Genomic DNA, 20,767 nt, shown 5'->3' with positions numbered 1-20,767 from the left:
TTAACTACATTTAACGATCAAATATTCAATCGTTTCATGTACAGAATTCTATTCTTACTTCTTAGTTTAATATCTATTACGAGCTATGCTCAGGTAAATAGTTATCAATTTCAACATTTGTCAACCGCTCATGGATTGTCTCAAAGCAGCGCAATTGCAATAGAGCAAGATGAGCTAGGTCAAATGTGGATAGGAACAAGAGATGGATTAAATGTCTATGATGGTCATAAAATTACCGTATTTAAATCTGACGGTGATAATGATAACTCACTTAGTAGTAGTGACATTTTATCTTTAGAAAAAGATAATAACGGTCAGTTATGGATAGGGACCTATAATGGGCTCAACACCTATAACCCAAAGACGAATACTTTTAAGAGATACTTAAAAACTGGCGATAAAAACTCCCTAGCCAGCAATATTGTTCAAGAAGTTTATGCAACTAGCGATGGTAATATGTGGATAGGAACTTCTAAAGGCTTATCGATTTATAATCCGGAGCAAGAAACATTCTATAACGGGATTTTTGAAGATATGAACTATGATGTTGTGGTGTATAGTGTCATGGAGCTCTCGGAGACCTTTTATTTGATAGGGACTAATTTTGGATTATGGTCGGCAAAAAAACAAACGGATGGGACCTATGAAGTGAAACAATATGATACTTATAACAATGATTCTATCTTAGATATAGTACCTGCTGGAAAGGATCGTTATTTTATGGGAACTACCGCTTCAGGGGTCTTAGTTTATGACGCTGTTTCTAACTCTATAGATTCTTTTAAAGTAAATGATACTTTTATAATAAAGGACATACGCAAATTAAGATTAGATAAATATGACAGGCTTTGGATAGGTAGCTATGACGGTGTTTACATTTATGATAAAGGACAAGTAACGCATTTAACTAATAATATTAACGACCCATATAGTCTTGCAAAAAACTCTGTCAAAGCACTTTATGAAGATGTGAGTGGTTCGATTTGGGTAGGGACTTATTATGGAGGAGCAAACATCTGGAACGAAGCCAATAGTAATTTTCAAAATTATGTTCAAAACGGCACAAACAAAGGTTTGAATTATCCTGTAGTAAGCTCTTTACAGGCAAATCAAAATAAACTATATATAGGTACAGAGCAAGGCGGAATTAATATTCTAGACCTTACAACCAAAAACTTTGATTACCTCACAACTGAGAATAGCACGCTTGTAGAAGATAATATAAAATCACTTTATTTAGATAACAATCAATTGCATATAGGTACTTTCAGTAATGGAGTTTCTATTTATGATTTGGAAAAAGAACGCTTTGTAGGAAGCGCGCTCAACAGTCAATTAAGTGATGTAGGAGTGTACTCGATTATTAAAACAGGGAACTATATATATTATGGGACCTTTGGTAAAGGTGTGCTCTCACAGAATTCTCTAAAAGAAATATCTCAATGGAATAGGGAAAAAGGGTTAACCAGTAATTTAGTTCGATCCTTGATTATTGATAATGAAGGAATTTTATGGGTAGGAACTCAGAATGGATTAAATAGTATTGAAGACGACAATGTCCGTAATTTTCTTTTCAACAAAGAACAGGACGCAGGCTACGATGTTCTACACCTTTTTCAGGATAGTCAAGAAACCATTTGGGCTGGTACAAAATCTCAAGGTGTTTATAGAAGAGTGAACGGTGAATTTGAAAAAGTACCTTTAAATTGGGCAAATAAAGAAATATCTACCATACATGCCATTATAGAAGATGCAAATGGAATGTTATGGATGAGTAGCAATCAAGGAATTTTAAAATTGGATAAAGAATCTTTACAAATTTTGTCTTTAAATCAACAAAAAGACGGTTTAGTGGGGAACGAATTTAGTGATAATGCAGTGCTAAGATTACCTCAAGATCAGTTGGTTTTTGGAGGAGTTTCTGGAGTTTCTGCTTTCAATACAACCAAATTAAGGACTGATACTTATGCTCCAGATGTCTTGATCTCTAGTTTTAAAACCAGTGGTGAAGAACTCGACAAATATAATGAGGAAGATAATGAGGTGGAGAATATCGCTTTCGCGAAAGCGGTAAAAATCAATCACAACCAGCGCAATTTCACCATTGAGTTTACCATGCCTAGTTATCATAATTTGACTAGTAAAACCTATGAATATAGATTAAACGGTCTAGAATCAGGTTGGAATTCTACGGTTGAAAATAAGGCTTCCTATGCTATTCAAAATGCTGGTAATTATGAATTTGAGGTGAGAGGAGTTAATGGCGACGGGATTAAGAGCGAGATTACCACATTATCAATTATGGCAGCACCAGCACCTTGGTACAGTTGGTGGGCTTTTCTAGCTTATGGGCTTATTTTTATTATTACCTCTTATTTTCTACTCAGAATTTTAAATTCAAGGACGCTATTGCAAGAAGAACTTAAATTTGAACAAATACAACAGCAACGCAATAGTGAATTGAATGAAGCTAAGCTGCAGTTTTTTACCAACATATCCCACGAGTTTAGAACACCACTTACTCTTATTCTAGGCCCTTTGCAGCAAATTCTTTCTGATTATAAAGGCACTAATACCATGTATAAAAAACTTTTAGTTATAGAAAGTAATGGTAAGCAGTTGCTCAATCTCATCAATCGATTGATGGATTTCAGAAAACTAGAAAAGAATCAGTTCGAGATACAAGCTGCTCAAGGTAACCTAGTGAAATTTATCAAAGAAATTTATTTAAGTTTTGAAGAGCATGCAAAAATAGGAGACTATAGTTATGATTTTAGAACTACTGACGATGAGATTCTTGTTTATTATGACCGTCAGAAGTTAGAAAGAGTTTTTTTTAACCTCATATCAAATGCTTTTAAATTCACGCCTAAAGGTGGTGATATAAAGGTAAGAATTTCTAAAGATGATGCTCACATATTCATTGAGGTTAAGGATTCTGGAATCGGAATAGCAACCGACAAACAAAATAAAGTCTTTGATAGATTTTATGAAGTAGATGCAAATCAAGAAAGGCCTAGTGCATATAATCAAGGTACTGGTATAGGCTTAAATATTGTTAAAAACATAGTAGATCTTCATCATGGTTCGATTGAAGTTAATAGTCAACTAGAAAAGGGTTCATCTTTCAAAGTCGCTTTAAGACTAGGAAAGGAGCACTTGCAAAGCAATCAAATAATTGATGACTTTAAATTTAGCGATGATTTATCTCATTATACAAACTTAACGGAGCAAGCTATCTCAAACAATGCAATAGATAATTTAGATTTTGTAAATAATGATGAAAAGTCTACTGTTTTAATTGTAGAGGATAATCACTCCTTAAGGTCTTTCATGGCACAATTATTAAAACAGCATTATAATGTATTAGAGGCAGACAACGGTGAAGAAGCGTTCAAAATAGCTGTTAATAATCATCCTGACATCATAGTTAGTGATGTAGTTATGCCTAAAATGGTGGGAACTGAATTGTGCTCAAAAATAAAGGAAGATGTCCGTACCAGTCATATCCCTGTAGTACTGCTTACTTCTCGTTCTTCATTAATTTACAAGCTTGAAGGTCTAGAAAGTGGTGCAGATGACTACTTGAGCAAGCCGTTTGACGTGAATGAACTGCAGCTTAGAGTTAAAAACTTACTTTCTTACAAGGAGCGATTGAAGGAGAAGTTTAGTGCTAAAGATCTATTCACTCCTGAAGAGGTAAGCGTATCTTCTGTAGAAGATGAGCTTATGAAGAAAGCTATTCAAATAGTGGAAGATAATATTCCTAATGATCAATTTGATATTCCTACTTTTTGCTCTGAACTAGGAGTTAGTAGAACCATGCTTTTTATAAAGATTAAAGCATGGACTAATTTTACTCCTAATGATTTTATTCAACATTTTAGAATGAAACGAGCTGCACAACTTTTAGAATTAGGCACTTTAAATATCTCTGAAGTGAGTTATAAAGTTGGCTTTAGAAACCCTAAATATTTTAGTAAATGTTTCCAAAAAGCGTATGGAGAAACTCCATCAGTTTACGCAAAGAAATTTTCTGAATAATCCGATAATTAACAATTTATCAGCTTTAGAGCCTATTATTTGCTGATAATGGGATAATTGTATACCTACTTTTGAATTTTTAGAATCATGTGTTAAGTTAATTTTAACATCGATAATTAACGTAAGAATCTCTTTTCCTTTTTACGATATCGTTATCGATAATTTCAAACTTTAAACTAATCTAAAATCAATTCAAATTTAAAGTCTTATGCAAAAAACTAACTTAAACAAATTTTCAAAACTCGGCCTTGTTATAGGTTGCATGTTTTTTGCGATGTATTCGTACGCGCAGACTACTGTTACTGGTAAGGTAATCGACGAGTTAGCTGAACCTATATTAGGAGTTACGGTCTCCGTAAAAGGTGAATCCGGAGGGACATCAACAGATATGGATGGGAATTACTCCATAACTGTTCCTAGCGGTGAGTCTACCTTATTATTTAGTTATGTAGGTTATTCTAGTCAAGAGATTCCAGTAGGTGATCAAACTACTATCAATGTTACTATGATAGAAGATCTAGCATTGCTTGATCAAATAGTGGTTGTAGGTTACGGTACTCGTAAAAAAAGTGATGTTACTGGTGCTGTAAGTACAGTAAAGTCAGAAGAATTAAATGCTTTTCCAGTATTGGACGCTGCTCAAGCACTTCAAGGACGTGCAGCAGGAGTCGAAGTACAGACAAATAATGGTGGCGAGCCCGGCGCACCTATAAACATTCGTATAAGAGGTAACACATCGATTAATGCTAGTAGTAGTCCATTAATAGTTGTTGATGGTTTTGTAGGAGCTAATTTCCCTCAGCCTGCAGATATAGCTTCCATCGAAGTGTTGAAAGACGCATCTGCGACCGCTATTTATGGCTCACGTGGTTCCAACGGAGTTGTTCTCGTAACAACTAAAAGAGGTAAAGAGGGGAAAATAAGTGTAGAGTACAACTTTAATTATTCTACCCAAACAAATGCAAATGAGCTAGATTTATTAAATGCTAATCAATTTGCCACTTATCAACAATTAATTAATCCAGCATATACTCAAGGAGATTCTAATACAGACTGGCAAGATTTAATATACCAGAATGGTAACATCCAGCAACATCAGTTCTCATTTTCTGGTGGTACTGAAGATATTAATTTTTATGCCTCTGCAAATTACTTCAATCAAGAAGGTGTGGTTATAAATTCTGATTTTGAAAGATTCACATTCTTGTCTAATCTTGATGCGCAGGTAAATGATAAATTGAAACTAGGATTAAATTTATTTGCGAGTAGGGGATCTCAAAATGGAGTTCCCACTCAATCTGACGGTGTTCTGGCTAACGGTGGTGGAGACGACGTTGTTGCTTCTTCATTTAGATTTGCACCAGATTTAGGAGTGTTTGATGCAAATGGAAATTTCACCATTAACTCCATAGGAGATGATATTGATAATCCATTTGCAGTGGCAACGCAAAGTGTAAATGAGACTAAAAATGATCTATATCGTGCTAATCTTTCTCTTAATTATGAAATTATTGAAGGCTTAACTTTTAGAACATCGTTTGGTTATGAATCAGAAAATGAAACAGAAGGTTTATTTAGACCATCATCTTTAACCATCACTGCTGGTGGTTTAGGTGGAGTTGCGGCAATCAGTAGTTTCAAAAGATCAAATTTATTGAGTGAGAACTTCCTTACGTATAAGAAAGAAATAGGAAAAGGGGATTTAACCTTATTGGGTGGATATTCTTATCAAAATTTAACAAATCAGACTTATGCGGCAGGTGCTCAACAATTTATTTCTGATTCATTTTCTTACTTCAATTTAGGCGGTGGTTCTGTTCAGTTAATACCATCATCAGCAAGAACTATATCTGAAATCCAATCACAATTTGGTCGCGTGAATTACGATTATGACGATAGATATTTATTAACAGCTACAATCCGTCGTGATGGCGCATCAAATTTTGCAGCAAATGAAAAATATGCGGTTTTCCCGTCCGGAGCCATAGGGTGGAAAATTTCAAATGAACCTTTCTTTAATAATGTGAAAAATGTTTCTCAACTTAAATTGCGTGCCAGCTATGGTGCTACCGGTAATCAAGGTATTTCTGCTTACCAATCACTTGCGAGGTTTAACAGTGTTTATGCAGTAATCAACGGCAATCCTGTTAACAATGTGGTGCCAGATCAGCCAGCAAATCCAAACCTAAAATGGGAGACATCGTATCAAACAAATATTGGTCTTGATGTAGGTTTATTTAATAACCGCATCACTTTATCTGCAGATTACTACAATATTGACACAGAGGATTTAATTATTGCCGATGACAGCCAAGCAGAATACTTAGGTTTCCTAACCACAGCAAGTTTGCGTAACATCGGTGAAGTCAATAATAGAGGTTTTGAATTTAATATTAATAGTAGAAACATTGTAGGAGAAAATTTTACATGGTCTACAGACTTTAATATTTCTACAAATCGTAATGAAGTTACTACTCTTCTAGATGGAGAAGATATTTTCTTAGATGCATCACCAGGATACTTTAACATAGATGAGACTCATGTTTTGAGAGAAGGAGAAGCGACAGGAGCATTCTTTGGTTATGAATACAGAGGTGTTTATCAAGGAGGTTCGCTTCCTTCTGGAACAGCTGTATTTAGTGGTGCTGTAGCTGGAGATCCTTTATATACCGATATACCTGATGAAAACGGAATGCTTGATGGTGAAATAACAACAGCTGATCGAAAAATTCTAGGAGATCCTAATCCAGATTTCACGTTTGGATTTAGTAATAACTTTACATACAAGAATTTTGATATGAATATTTTCTTTCAAGGTGCAGTAGGTGGAGATATTATGAACCTAACCGCTTTACAACTTTTTAGTGGTGACTCTAATGCTACAACTGAAATCTTAAATGCTTGGACTCCTACAAATACCGATACAAATATTCCTAGTGTAGCTGTAAGAGCAAAAAGAATTTCCTCTCAATTCTTAGAGGACGGTAGTTATGTAAGACTTAAAAATATCTCTGTCGGCTATACTCTTCCTAATACGTTTGTAGAAAAACTGGGAATCAGTAGCCTTAGATTAGCAATTAGCGCACAAAATTTGTTGACGTTTACAAACTATTCTGGTCTTGATCCTGAGGCTAGTTATTTTGGTGCTGGTGCAGTTTCAGATAGAGATGCAAATACGACAAGAGGTTTTGACTTTGGTAACTATCCTACACTAAGATCGTTTAACTTTAGTGCAAACATTAAATTTTAATAAAATAATATAAAAATAAATAGATATATGAAAGCTTATAAATATTTAATCCTTGCTATAGGATTGTCAATAATGGGTTGTTCAGATTTAGAAGAAGAACCAGTAGGCCTGCTTGCTCCAGAAGGGTTTTTTCAGTCAACACAAGATATACAGACTGCGGTTAATGGAGCTTATGGACATATGTTACATGAGGATTTTTGGGGGCGTAAGATGTCTTTGACTTTAATGTTACGTAGTGACATGGTTGCTATAGGTGACCCAACAACTTCAGGCCGTAGAATTGAGCATGATGAATTCAATGTACCTGCAGATAATGGTATGATTTCAGGTTACTGGAATAGAACTTATCAAATTATAGCAGCTGCTAATAACGCTATAGCTGGAGCAGAACTAGTAGGTGATACTGACGAAAATAAGAATCCAGTTGTAGCTCAAGCGTACTTTGTTAGGGCTTTCACATACTTTCATTTGGTAAGACAATTTGGTGATATTCCCTATTTAAGTGCACCAGTCACGGATGTGGTAGCGGCAAATAGCATTAGTAAAACCTCTGTTGATGATGTTTATGCAAACATTATTGCTGATTTAGAATTTGCAGAGCAGTGGCTGCCGGATACACAGCCTGCTAGATCTTTACCTGCGAAGTCTGCAGCGCAGTCGTACCTTGCCCTTGTTTATTTGACTCGCGGCCAGCATCAACTTGCATACGATTATGCCAAAGAAGTGATCGATAATGAAGGTGTTTACAACCTAGATTTAGATCCTGATTTTCAAAACTTATTTAATGCAAACGTAGTCGATGCCTCTCTAGAACCTATATTTTCTCTAGATTTTAATGGTTTTAGCCCAAGTGATGATGGTAGAGATTATATGGCAGCATTAACAGGAATAAGAGGTGATGAGCAATATGAACCTAATGTTGTAGGTGGTGGCTGGTCAGTAGGAGTTCCTACCTTAGCTGTATATAATGATTGGGATGATAATGATTATAGAAAACAAGTAAGTTTTGATGATACTAACGTTGTAAATGATGTGGAAAACCCTTTTACGGTTTTTGCAAATTTCAATTCTCGAGCTGTGAATAGACCACATATTGCAAAATATACTAGGTTTACTGGTAATACAGGTAATGGAAATGGTAGAAACTCTAACCATAACTACCATTTTATGCGTTATGCCGAGGTTTTATTAATCGCAGCAGAAGCTCTTAATGAAGTTAGCGGTGGTAGTGATGAAGCTATGGGATATGTAAACCGTGTACGAGCAAGGGCTCGTGCTGGTAATGGTTCTGCTTTTCCAGCAAACGTGTCTGGATTAAATCAAGACCAATTGAGAGATGTTATTATAGATGAAAGAAGATTAGAATTAGCTTTTGAATTCAAGAGATGGTATGATATTGTTAGATTAAGAATAGGTAGTGAAGTGTTTGGATCTTCTGGTTATGAAGGTGCTGTTCCTGGATTTGATCCTTCACAGGATTATTTATTTCCGCTTCCTGCAGATGAGCTTTCTAGAAACCCAAATCTATTACCACAAAATCCCGGATACTAAAAAGTTGAAATAGCCAACTGCTTTAATCCCAGCGATATTGTTTCGTTGGGATTTTTGTTTACCCAAATTTGAATTTGTAGTTCTTGCCTTTACGTTACCTTTAAAAATGAACGAAGTAAAACACTTCATTTTAAATCTATTGTTCCAATGAAAACTATTTACAACTTCGGTTGGCTTTTGACCTGCATGATATTACTGGCTTCTTGTAAACCTCAAGAGAAAGAAGTTGACAGTTCAAGTGCTACCAATATAGACCTGCTGTTGAAAGCCCGTTATGAGAAACTGCTTCGTTATCCTATAGAATCTGCAGCTTTTCCGCGAAGTTACAATCCTGATACAAAACAAATCCTTCAACGCCCATCTAAAGATTGGACGAGTGGTTTTTATGCAGGAAACCTGTGGATGTTGAGTGATGTTACTGGTGAATCTCGCTTTCGCGAAAGCGCACAAAAATGGACTGCTTTTATAGAGAAGGAAAAGTATAACGATGGAACTCACGATATGGGTTTCAAGGTCTACAACAGTTTTGGTTTAGGTTACAATCGTACAAAAAATGAGGAGTACAAAAGTATTTTATTAAAAAGTGCACAAACTCTAGCGACACGATTTAATCCAAATGTACAATCTATAAGATCTTGGGATTTTAGACGCGACCAATGGGAATTCCCAGTTATTATAGATAATATGATGAACCTAGAATTGCTTTTTGAAGCGACAAGGCTTTCTGGAGATTCTACGTTTCATAAGCTTGCAGTTACTCATGCAAATACAACCCTTAAAAATCATTTTAGAAAGGATGATAGTACGGTTCATGTAGTCGTTTATGATACTATTTCTGGTGAGGTAAAAGATCGAGTAACGCATCAAGGCTACAGCGATGATTCAGCTTGGGCACGTGGTCAAGGATGGGCAATTTATGGATACACGATGGCATATCGTTACACAAATGATAAGCGCTATTTAGAACAAGCAGAAGCGACCGCAAACTTCTTTATCAATCATAAAAATATGAGAGAAGACGGTATCCCATATTGGGATTTTGATGCGCCTAATATTCCTAATGAGCCCAGAGATGTATCTGCAGCTGCTATCGTAGCATCGGCATTAGTGGAGTTGTATGGTTATACAAAAGATGAACAATACATCAATTACAGTAAGCAAGTATTGAATAGCTTAAAGTCTGAAGAGTACATTCTTCCCGCAGATTTAGACATCCCTTTTATTCTAGCTCATAGCTCAGGTGACTGGTCTAAACGTTCAGAAATGGACGAACCTATCATCTACGGAGATTATTATTTCCTAGAATTAATGCTACGATTAGAAGAATTCAACCAATAATTACAATCATCCTTATATGAAACATTTATTAAGACTTTTTATCCTATTATTTATTGTAACCATAAGCTGTGATACGGCAACTAGTAACAAAACCGTAACTCGTTCTAAAGTAAATATTAATAAAGACTGGCAGTATCTTGAAGAATCAGTTTTACAACCCAATCAAGCTTTAGAAATAGAAGGATGGGAAAACATTGATCTTCCTCACACATGGAATGCGCTCGATGCGACAGATCTTGACCCAGGTTACAGACGCAATGCTAGCTGGTATAAAAAAGAGTTGGATATTGAAACGGTTTCTTCAAATGCCGTTTATGAACTCTATTTTGAAGGAGTAAACATCGTGTCAGAAGTTTATGTAAACGGAACCAAAGTTGGTGGTCACATAGGTGGTTACATAGGTTTTACCATCGATATTACAGATGTAGTAAAAGTAGGAAGTAACGAAGTTTTAGTTAGAGCAGATAACAGTTATGACCCAGAAGTAATTCCAAGTCAGAAGAGTGATTTCTTCATCTTTGGAGGGATTACCAGAGACGTATGGTTCGTTACTTTGCCGGCGACACATATTGATAAAGTAAAAGTTTCTACGCCAGAGGTTTCAAAAGAAAGCGCTACTATTATTGCTGAGGTTTCTTTTTCTCAATTTCTAGAAGGAAATACAATCGATGCAACACTTAAAGCTCCTAATGGTGCTATAATAGCTGGTCCTAAAGTGGAAATAAGGGATAGAGTAGCCACTGTTACTATAGACCCAATATTAAATCCAGAACTATGGAGCCCTAAAACCCCAAATCTTTACACATTAACAGTCATGGTAAAAGATGGTGATGAGATCATCGATCAAACTGAAGAAAAGGTAGGATTACGCTGGTTTGAATTTAAGGACCACGGTGCTTTTTATCTAAATGGAGAACGATTATTATTGAGAGGAACTCATAGACATGAAGAGCATGCTGGAGTAGGAGCAGCCATGAGCAATGAACAACATCGTGCTGATATGGAACTCATTAAAAGCATGGGAACCAATTTTGTGCGACTAGCACATTATCCGCAAGATCCTGAGGTTTATAAAGCCTGTAATGAACTAGGATTAATAGTATGGGATGAATTACCATGGTGTCGTGGAGGATTAGGAAATGATGTGTGGAAAGAAAACACCACAAATATGATGAAAGAAATTATCAATCAAAATTACAATCATCCCAGTATCGTTTTCTGGTCCTTAGGAAACGAGATGTATTGGTTGCCAGATTTTGAAGATGGTGATAATACGGTAAAAATGAATGAGTATTTACAATTGCTCAATGATCTAGCTCACGAAATGGATCCGTCTCGAGTAACCGCAATCAGAAAATATTATGAAGGAGCAGATATAGTAGATGTATTTTCCCCATCTATTTGGTCAGGATGGTATTCTGGAAGCTATAAAAGCTACCAAAAAGCAATCGATCAATATAAAGCTCAATACAAGCATTTTATTCATACAGAATATGGAGGTAGCAGTCATTTAGGCCGTCACACAGAAAACCCTATAACTGGTGAAGGAGAAATTCAAGCCGATGGCTGGGAAGAAGCCATTGTACAAACTGACGTAGCAAACATTGCTCAAATAGGCGACTGGAGCGAAAACTATATGGTTGATTTATTTGACTGGCATTTAAGAATCTCGGAAACCGATTCCACTTTTGTAGGAAATGCACAATGGGCATTTAAGGATTTTGGAACGCCATTGCGACCAGAAAATGACATTCCTTATATCAACCAGAAAGGACTAGTAGATCGAGATAATAATCCTAAAGATTCTTATTATGTTTTCAAAAGTTACTGGAGCGATGAGCCCTTTGCATGGATAGAATCACATACCTGGACAGAACGTCAAGGTCCTGAGGGAACACAAAGAGAAATAAGTGTTTATTCCAATGCGCCAGAAGTAGAGTTTTTCATGAATGGCCAATCCCTTGGAACCAAGAAAAAAGATATTACCAAATTCCCAGCATCTGGATTAACATGGACCGTAGATTTCATTGAAGGAGCAAATACTATGAAAGCCATAGGAACTACAACTAATGGTGAGCAAGTAACCGATGAACTAAACGTTAACTATAGATTTACTAAAAATAGTAAAGCCAAAGAACTTACTCTAGGATCTAAAAAACTAGATAATGGTCATTATTTGATCACTGCTACTGCAAAAGATAGTAATGGTTTGCGATGTTTAGACTATGAAGATCGCGTGTACTTTCAAGCGATGTCTGGTGGTGCAACTATGAAAAGTCTAGGAACACCTACAGGAAGTGAATCTATAAAAATGGCAAATGGGAGAGCATCTATAGTAGTGCAGCGCGACAGTAGCGGAGCTCCACTAGAAGTAATGGTATTGAATCAAAGCTTTAAAGGAACCTACCTTGTTATTGACTAGAAATAGTAACGGATTTAAACGATCCTACATAAGTATTATTGCGTAGGATTTTTTATTTCTAAAAGAGAAAAACTCATCTTTGCAATCTTATATGAAGACAGACCTCAAAAAAGCCATCATATTTATGCTATTAAGCACTTTGGCTTTTGCAGTGATGAATGGTGTGGTTAAATATTTAGATGGATTCAATGCCTATGAGAAAGTGTTTTTCAGGTCACTTGGAACGTTAATATTTACAATGCCGTATCTTATTTATAAGAAAATTCCGTTACTTGGTAATAAGCGTATGCTGTTGATTGCACGCGGTGTTATAGGCGCCATATCACTTATTCTGTTTTTTCTTTCATTAAAATATTTGCCAGTAGGAACTGCAGTTACTTTAAGATATCTGTCGCCTATTTTTGCAGCAATATTTGCTGTAATTTGGCTTAAAGAAACCATTAAACCTTTGCAATGGTTATTCTTTTTTATGGCACTGACTGGAGTGTTTGTACTTCAGGGATTTGATGGTACGACAAGTCTTATAGGCTTGCTTTTGGTACTTACATCGGCGTTGTGCATGGGACTAGTTTTTGTTGTGATTTCAAAAATTGGTAAGCAAGACCATCCTATGGTAATAATTAATTACTTCATGATTATAGGAACTGTTTTAGGTGGATTGTTAGCGCTCAACGATTGGAAAACACCTGTTGGCAATGAATGGTTTCTACTATTAGGTTTGGGTGTAGTAGGTTTTATAGGTCAATTATTTATGACTAAATCATTTCAAATAGCATCAACAAATCAAGTAGCGCCTCTCAAATATTTGGAAGTCATCTTTACAGTAATTATCGGTGTCGTTTGGTTTTTAGAAATATATACGATTTGGTCTGTAGTCGGTATTCTTTTAGTGATAACAGGACTTGTGCTTAATATATTATACAAAGCAAGAATTAGTAAGTAAAGTAGTACGTTTACGCTTTCGCGAAAGCGTTATTCTTAAAAACATCCCTTCAAATTAATCAATTAGAAAATAAAAGCTACAAGTTGCTTGCAATTCAGCAGCGAAAACCTTTATTTTGGGCAACCAGATTGGTTAACCAATTTTAATCGAAATCGTTTTCGTTTGAAAATCTGTCCTTTAAGATTAAATCAACTTCATGATAAATAAACTTCTATTACTTTTTATTGCGATAAGTTTTATGGCTTGTCAAGAGAAACAAACCACTAGTGTTAAGGAATCGAGTGCTCAATTACTCTTAACTTCAACTGGTATGGAGTTGTTCCAGAATCCTAAAAGCGACTTAGTAGAGAACGCTATTAGTCAATTAGAGATTCAGGTAAAAGAGATTCTTGAAAATCCTCTTAAAGTGCCACAACCAATAGATGCTGGCGGCGGCTACTCACATGAGAAACACAAAAAAAACTATGCAGAACTTTATCGCGTTGCTATTTCTCATAATCTCAATCCTGCAGATGATAAACTGGCTTTTATTAAAGAAATGTTTGAGAGCTATGCGAGTATGTATCCTAACTTAGGATTGCATCCTAAAGCAAAAGAAAATCATCCGCCTGGTAAACTGTATTGGCAAGGTCTTAATGAAGCAGTAACTTTATTTTATATGATTCAGTCTTATGATTTAAGTCGTGAATTTTTAAGCGAGCAGGAACAAGGTAAAATCGAAAAAGATTTATTGCGCCCGATGGCTCATTTCTTAAGCGTAGATAGTTATGACGTTTTTAATAAAATTCATAATCATGGAACCTGGTCAGTAGCTGCTGTGGGAATGACTGGAATGGTACTAGGTGATGATGAAATGGTGCAAACATCTATTTATGGGTCTAACAAAGATGGTAAAACAGGATTTATAGCTCAGCTAGATCATTTATTTTCAAGTGATGGCTTTTATAGTGAAGGACCTTACTATCATAGATATGCTATATTACCTTTTATCGCTTTTGCCGAAGCGATAGAAAAGAATAATCCTGAAGTTAAAATCTTTGAACATAGAGATGGGATATTAAAGAAAGCAGTAACCACTTTGTTACAACTAACCGATGAACAAGGTCGATTTTATCCTATTAACGATGCGATAAAAAGTAAAACATGGGAAAGTGATGAGGTAGTTTTTGCTACAAATATTGCTTATAAACAGTATAAAGATGAGAGTCTTTTACCGGTCATTAAAATGATGGGTAAAATATCATTGACTGATGCTGGTGCCATGGCAGCAAATGCTATTACAGAAGATACTAAGGATTTTTATAACAGACCTAGTATGTTCATTGCCGATGGGGTAGAAGGTAATAGTGGTGGACTTGCCTTATTACGTAGTCCTCAAAATACAGATGGACAGCTACAAGCCGTACTTAAATTTTCTACTCAAGGCATGGGACATGGACACTTTGATCGTTTGAGTTTATCAGTTTATGATCATGGTCATGAAATTATTCCAGATTATGGAGCGGCTCGATTTTTAAACATAGAAGCAAAACGTGGAGGAAGGTATTTGCCAGAGAACAAAACTTATGCCCAGCACACCATTTCACATGCAGCGGTCGTTCTGGATGAAAAATCTCAGTACAAAGGAAATGTGAAATATTCAGAAGAATATGTTTCTCAACTAGTAAAAACAGATGTAGCCGGCGAGCGATTGCAAGTTACCATCGCCATGGATACTATGGCATATAGCAATACAAGTTTGTCACGCTCCATCACAATGGTAAACGAGCCAGCTATTTCTGATCGTCCTTTCATTATCGATTTATATCATATTGATTCTAAAACTGGACATCAAATGGATATGAATTTTCCGTTCTATGGAGATATCATTGATACACAATTTGAATATACGCGACCTGTTAATAAGACAGTTTTAGGAACAGATAATGGGTATAATCACCTTGAAGTTCTTGCAAAAGGATCTCCAAATGCAAATAGTGAAAACACTAAGTTCACTTTTTTACAAGCGCAACGTTTTTATACGATTACGAGTATCACAGATTCTAATACAGAGTTATTCATTACTCAAACTGGTGCAAATGATCCAGAATTTAATCTAAATATTCAAAGGCAATATTTGTTAAGACAACCTAAAGGTGATTCTACTCATACTTTTGTGAACATTATTGAGCCACACGGTTTTTTTAATCCGATCCAAGAAACGGTTGCTCAGCCTAAATCTGTGATCTCTGACGTAAAGCATGAGCAGCAAAATGGTTGTGATATCGTGACATTTAAAGCTGGAGAAGATCTTTATTTATACACGCTTTCGCGAAAGCGAGATAATCAAAAGAATCATACAATAACTTATAACGGAAATTCTTATAGTTGGGAAGGACCGCATCAATTAATTAAATTATAATCATGAAAAGATTTAGTGAAAAATACATTTTAACAGACGATATGGAATGGGAGAATTTAGGAGGTGGCGTATCTCGTAAATTTTTAGGATACGACAATCAGATCATGATGGTACAAGTGAAGTTTGAAAAAGGTGCTGAAGGTGCTCCACATCAACATTTCCATACACAAACTACTTATGTAGCGGCAGGAAAATTTGAATTTGAAATAGATGGCGTGAAGCAAATTGTTAAAGCTGGCGATGGTGTTTACATGGAGCCTAATTTAATGCACAGCGCAGTTTGCCTAGAAGAAGGAATGTTAATAGACGTTTTTGCACCTGTGCGAGAAGATTTTCTAGACGGTAGTGGCGTTTCATACTTTGGAGATAAAGAAGATAAATAAAATCATAATTAGTAAACAATCAACAATATGAGTAATAAAGGAAAAGTAGCCGTAGTAACTGGTGCAACCGGTGGAATAGGCTTTGAAGTAGCAAAAAGATTAGGTCACGATGGTTATACTGTAGTTCTTAACGGTATAGATAATGAGGCTGGTGCGGCAAGAGTTGCAGAGCTTAAAGAGGCTGGAGTTGATGCTGAGTACATGGGCTTTGACGTGACAGATGAGCACGCTGTCACTAAAAATATCACTGCCATTGGTGAGAAATATGGTAGAATCGATACACTAGTTAACAATGCTGGTGGATTAGGTGGAAGATCTCGTTTTGAAGAGATGACTACAGACTTTTATAGAAAAGTAATGGCATTAAATTTAGACTCTGTTTTCTTTGCATCTAGAGCTGCGATTCCATTCCTTAAAAATGGAGAGCATCCTTCAATTATCAACTATACATCTAACGCAGCATGGAATGCTGGTGGACCAGGTGCTGGTATTTATGGAACTTCTAAAGCTGGAGTACATGCAATTACAAGAGCTCTTGCAAAAGATCTTGCAGAATATGGAATAAGAGTAAACGCAGTTTCTCCTGGAACTATTGATACTCCTTTTCACCAGCAAATTAAAGATACGAAGCCAGAAGTGTTTGCTTCTTGGGCAAATAATATCTTATTAGGTCGTCTAGGTCAACCAGAAGATGTAAGTGGTGTTGTTTCTTTTCTCGCGAGTAAAGATGCATCATTCATCACTGCAGAGACTATTCAGATAGGTGGTGGACAAGCATTAGGTATCTAATTCTTATTCACAAACTACTTAAAATCCCTGATCGTGAGATCAGGGATTTTTTCGTTTGTGCGTCTTTGAAATAAAAAACATGCATCTCCTGTCTTCCCATGCCATTCGGCAGCCAGGCCTCAAGGGAAGATGATATTTTTCTCTCTAATTTTATTTTATTGCCCTAGCTTGTTATTTTGGCTTTCCCTTGAGGGAAACACCGATAGGCAAAGGGTGTTTTGTAGCATGAATTTCCACACTTGATGCGGAATCTATAACTAAAGTCGGAATGCGTGCTGTGAGATTTCTTGTCTCTTGACTCTTGTCCCTTGTCTCCCTTGTCTCTTGAATCTTGCAGTGAAACGATCTTGAACCTGTTCGTTAGTAAACCAACTTCAACTCCAGATTCTCTACCACTTTAATCTTTCCAGAATTCACGATGGTATTATTTACAGGTTCTTGTCCTTTTGCACCCCAAAGTACTGCTGTGAGTTTAGTTTTGTTGTTCTTGAATTGATTGCCTTTCATGGTGACATTGATAATACCACGAGTGTTGATAAGGATTTCGTCAGTATCTAATGCGCCACAATTTGTAACAATATTTTCTTCAAAATGAAGCACTCCACCTATGGTAGATTCGTCATAACCACCGCGGTAAAAGTCTATTACTTCATTGGATATATTATCAAAAGTTGAATTTGTAATCGTTAAGAATTCTACATTATAATCTCCTTTATCGTCTGTTTCTTTATCTAGTAAAAAACCATTCTTACAATTATCAAATTGAGAATTACTGATTATAATTTCATCTGCAAAAGAGCTTTTTGAAGCATCGATAACCGATTTAAAATTAGAAACACTCACATCATTCATATGAATTCCATAAGCCATAGACATGTTCTCGTCTAGAGTATTGAATAAATCTTGTTCTGGTGTTCCTACTATATTCAAATTTTCTAAATGTAGAATTCCTTTAGGGTGTATTAAAAACCCTAACTTTAAAGCATTAAACTGAATAGTAGCCTTCTCACTTGCACTATTTACAGTTAATTCTTTAGATAGATTTATAGTTTTGTCGATAAGGTAATTACCAGGATTAAGCGTAATGACATCCTCAGAGTTTGCTTTTTCAATAGCAGCGATTAACTCACCAGAATTAGAAACGTTGTGCGTTTTAATATCTTGATTCCCTTGATAAGGAGTAAACCATGATGCGCCGTATTTAGCAAAATCTACTTTTGCCACAGTAGGGTCTATCGGCGGAATAATAGCACCTACATGATTTTGATCTTCATTTCTAGCATGGCCAAATATGTCTTGATCAATGGTTTCAAAATCAAAGCCTTTGTAAAGTTCACCGTCATATTCTGGAGCAAAAAACATTTCATCGCCTATGAATTCAGAAACAGATTGTAATTTAAAATCATTACGATCAGAGTCCATGGTTTGATTACTAACCATCAAGTTACTCTTGAATTTGATTCCATCTATTTTATCATAGGCTTTTATAGGGTAGGACATGAACTTGTCATTATACACAAAGTTGTTAGCAAAAATCACTCTTTTAGGACGAGCAGACCTTATTTCTGACGGAGGCAACACTTCAGCTTGATCTAAGTTGACACCTACTGAGAAATGAATAGGTTGCTCGCAATTGATCCAACTATTGTGCGCAATTACTGCATCTGTCACTTGATTATATCTATTTAAGGGAGATTTAGGAATACCATTCATCACAGCAAGTGCCGCACGGAATTCTTGACCTTTTAATCCAAAGAAATAATTGTTGGTAACCCAATGACCAGTATTTATGACACGTATTCCACCTACGTACGGATTATCATTTGCAAGAAACATATTCCCGCTGATGTTAGCATAATTTCCATGTCGTGTCACTACAGATCCTTCACTTTCTAGAAACACATTGTTGCTAAAGTTGTTAAAATTTGACTTACTAGAAATAACTTCCACCTCACCATTACATTTTTCAAATAAGTTATTGGTTACTTGCGTATATGATGGAGTCATGGAAGTGGTACTGGCGCCTAGCTGCATCGTTTCGGCTTTTGGGCCACCTTTTCTAGGTCGAGGACCGAAGTGATTATCATGAATCTTATGATAATTATTAATATGACGGTTGTCATTTAAATACACCTTTATTGTAGGGCCTTCGTTGGATTTTCCAGCGATATAACAATGATCCATCTCATTATTACGTCCATAAAATTCTACCCAATGATCCTTTCTATGTCTATCGAGTTGCGTGAATTCTTCTATTACTGTTCTTGTAACACGGCAATTGTAGGCAATAGAATCAGGACTGTTTCTAAAAATAATTACAGCTTCATCTGGAGTATAACCGTTTTTGAAATAAAGATCTTTAACAATTAAGTGTTCTCCACTTATTTTTAAAACCGACTCACCTTCGATGGTTACCTCGCCTGGCGTTTCTGCTCTTAAAGTTATAGGTCGATTTTGAGTACCTGTAGCATGGAATTTTATTTGAGAATTATTCCATACACCATTCTTCATTGTGATTACGTCTCCAGGTTCTGAGTTAGTAATAGCCTCTTGCAATTCATTTATGTTTGAGACCAATAACGAATCTGTTTCATTTTGGTTATTACAACCAAATATCGCTAAAGTAAAAATGATTAAGAATGTTTTTTTCATGGGTGAGTTTAAGGTCATGAAGATATAAAGTAAAACACTTTAGTTAGGTGCATTTGAGTACTTAATCAAGTAGAAAATTGTACTAGACACGCCTCAAAGTACTAATAAAAACTCTATTTTTTTCATTTAATACTGTTAGTGAGAAGTTATATCTTTTTAGTTTCGCTTTCGCGAAAGCAAGGTAACTCCAATATTAAAAGCATTTAATTTTATTTAATAAGCTTCATTATGGTCAAAGAATTTGAGCTTTAAGTGTTTAATTTCGTAACCATAAGAGTTCGAACCTATAACTCAATGAATAATAACTCTTTGATGAATTTTGAAGAAAAGTAAAAACCTCTTTAAATCATTGATCTAAAGAGGTTTGAATTAAGTGGTGGAGTCGGAGAGAATCGAACTCTCGTCCAAACGAGCGAATTCATCGCTTTCTACATGTTTAGTTTCCATTTAGTTTCAGTCGTTACACCGGTTAGAAACTACCAAAGCAACGCTTGTCTTCAATTAAGTTTCTCCTCAACATCAAAGCCCTATTGAGGATAGGTTTACTTTTACGAAGTCCCTAAATCAAGTGCCGTAAACCAAGGCCTTTGAGGAACTTCCTGCATGCTCGTCTTACGAGCCGAGGCACATCTTACTATAATTCAGATTATGCTGCTAGGGCGTAGTTATTCTCGCCGTTTAAAAAAGTGTGAATCATGATATTTAAGAGCTATGTCCCAGCGCTCTACATGCTTACAATCAAGTCGGTCTCGCTGTCAAAACCAGTCGACCCCATTTTTTCTTCAGTAAACTGAAAATTGCTTATATCAGATTATCTATCTAAATAAGGACAGCAAATATAATCATCTATCTAGGATGGTAGTGTAAAAACTATGCCAATTCTAAAAGTAAATTTTCCAGTTCTTTAAACTGGAAACAGTAGTCTAAACATTTCAAATAAATAAAGATTCTAGTTCTAACTATAGAGAAAGCAATAGCATATTTCTAGCTTTTT

At 35.8% G+C, this 20,767-nt stretch carries 10 protein-coding genes and 1 other RNA gene; 9 read left to right on the top strand and 2 right to left on the bottom strand.

Annotation, left to right across the window (positions count from 1 at the left end):
- Positions 1–36: 36 nt before the first annotated feature.
- The 9 genes from DDD_RS01560 (at position 37) to DDD_RS01520 (ending at position 17,121) form a co-directional block, all read left to right on the top strand.
- Positions 37–4,044, top strand: coding sequence for a hybrid sensor histidine kinase/response regulator transcription factor (locus tag DDD_RS01560; protein WP_015360961.1), 4,008 nt, complete (start codon positions 37–39; stop codon positions 4,042–4,044).
- A gap of 208 nt (positions 4,045–4,252) precedes the next feature.
- Complete coding sequence (locus tag DDD_RS01555; protein ID WP_041566840.1) at positions 4,253–7,294, top strand: SusC/RagA family TonB-linked outer membrane protein; 3,042 nt, start codon at positions 4,253–4,255, stop codon at positions 7,292–7,294.
- Between the two features lie 27 nt (positions 7,295–7,321).
- Positions 7,322–8,845 carry a RagB/SusD family nutrient uptake outer membrane protein gene (locus DDD_RS01550; protein ID WP_015360959.1) on the top strand — a complete coding sequence of 508 codons (1,524 nt, stop codon included), beginning with the start codon at positions 7,322–7,324 and terminating at the stop codon, positions 8,843–8,845.
- Between the two features lie 147 nt (positions 8,846–8,992).
- Positions 8,993–10,183 carry a glycoside hydrolase family 88 protein gene (locus DDD_RS01545; protein WP_015360958.1) on the top strand — a complete coding sequence of 397 codons (1,191 nt, stop codon included), beginning with the start codon at positions 8,993–8,995 and terminating at the stop codon, positions 10,181–10,183.
- A 16-nt stretch (positions 10,184–10,199) separates the two neighbouring features.
- Positions 10,200–12,605 (top strand): glycoside hydrolase family 2 protein, encoded by a 2,406-nt coding sequence (locus DDD_RS01540; protein ID WP_015360957.1) that lies wholly within the window; start codon positions 10,200–10,202, stop codon positions 12,603–12,605.
- 91 nt (positions 12,606–12,696) lie between these two features.
- Positions 12,697–13,548, top strand: coding sequence for a DMT family transporter (locus DDD_RS01535; protein ID WP_041566839.1), 852 nt, complete (start codon positions 12,697–12,699; stop codon positions 13,546–13,548).
- Positions 13,549–13,744: 196 nt separating this feature from the next.
- A complete protein-coding gene (locus DDD_RS01530) occupies positions 13,745–15,949 on the top strand; it encodes a heparinase II/III domain-containing protein (protein ID WP_015360955.1) in 2,205 nt (734 codons plus the stop codon).
- A gap of 2 nt (positions 15,950–15,951) precedes the next feature.
- Positions 15,952–16,332: a cupin domain-containing protein gene (locus tag DDD_RS01525; RefSeq protein ID WP_015360954.1), complete on the top strand. Its 381-nt coding sequence runs from the start codon at positions 15,952–15,954 to the stop codon at positions 16,330–16,332.
- A gap of 27 nt (positions 16,333–16,359) precedes the next feature.
- Complete coding sequence (locus DDD_RS01520) at positions 16,360–17,121, top strand: SDR family NAD(P)-dependent oxidoreductase (RefSeq protein WP_015360953.1); 762 nt, start codon at positions 16,360–16,362, stop codon at positions 17,119–17,121.
- 360 nt (positions 17,122–17,481) lie between these two features.
- Here the strand turns inward: DDD_RS01520 and DDD_RS01515 are convergent, their stop codons facing one another.
- Positions 17,482–19,773 (bottom strand): chondroitinase-B domain-containing protein, encoded by a 2,292-nt coding sequence (locus tag DDD_RS01515; protein WP_041566838.1) that lies wholly within the window; start codon positions 19,771–19,773, stop codon positions 17,482–17,484.
- Positions 19,774–20,147: 374 nt separating this feature from the next.
- Positions 20,148–20,546: a transfer-messenger RNA gene (gene ssrA / locus DDD_RS17470) on the bottom strand.
- Between the last annotated feature and the right edge of the window lie 221 nt (positions 20,547–20,767).

The organism is Nonlabens dokdonensis DSW-6, assembly GCF_000332115.1.
Classification (GTDB): domain Bacteria; phylum Bacteroidota; class Bacteroidia; order Flavobacteriales; family Flavobacteriaceae; genus Nonlabens; species Nonlabens dokdonensis.
The sequence above is the reverse complement of the archived record's forward strand: the minus strand, read 5'-3'. Positions and strand labels throughout refer to the sequence as shown.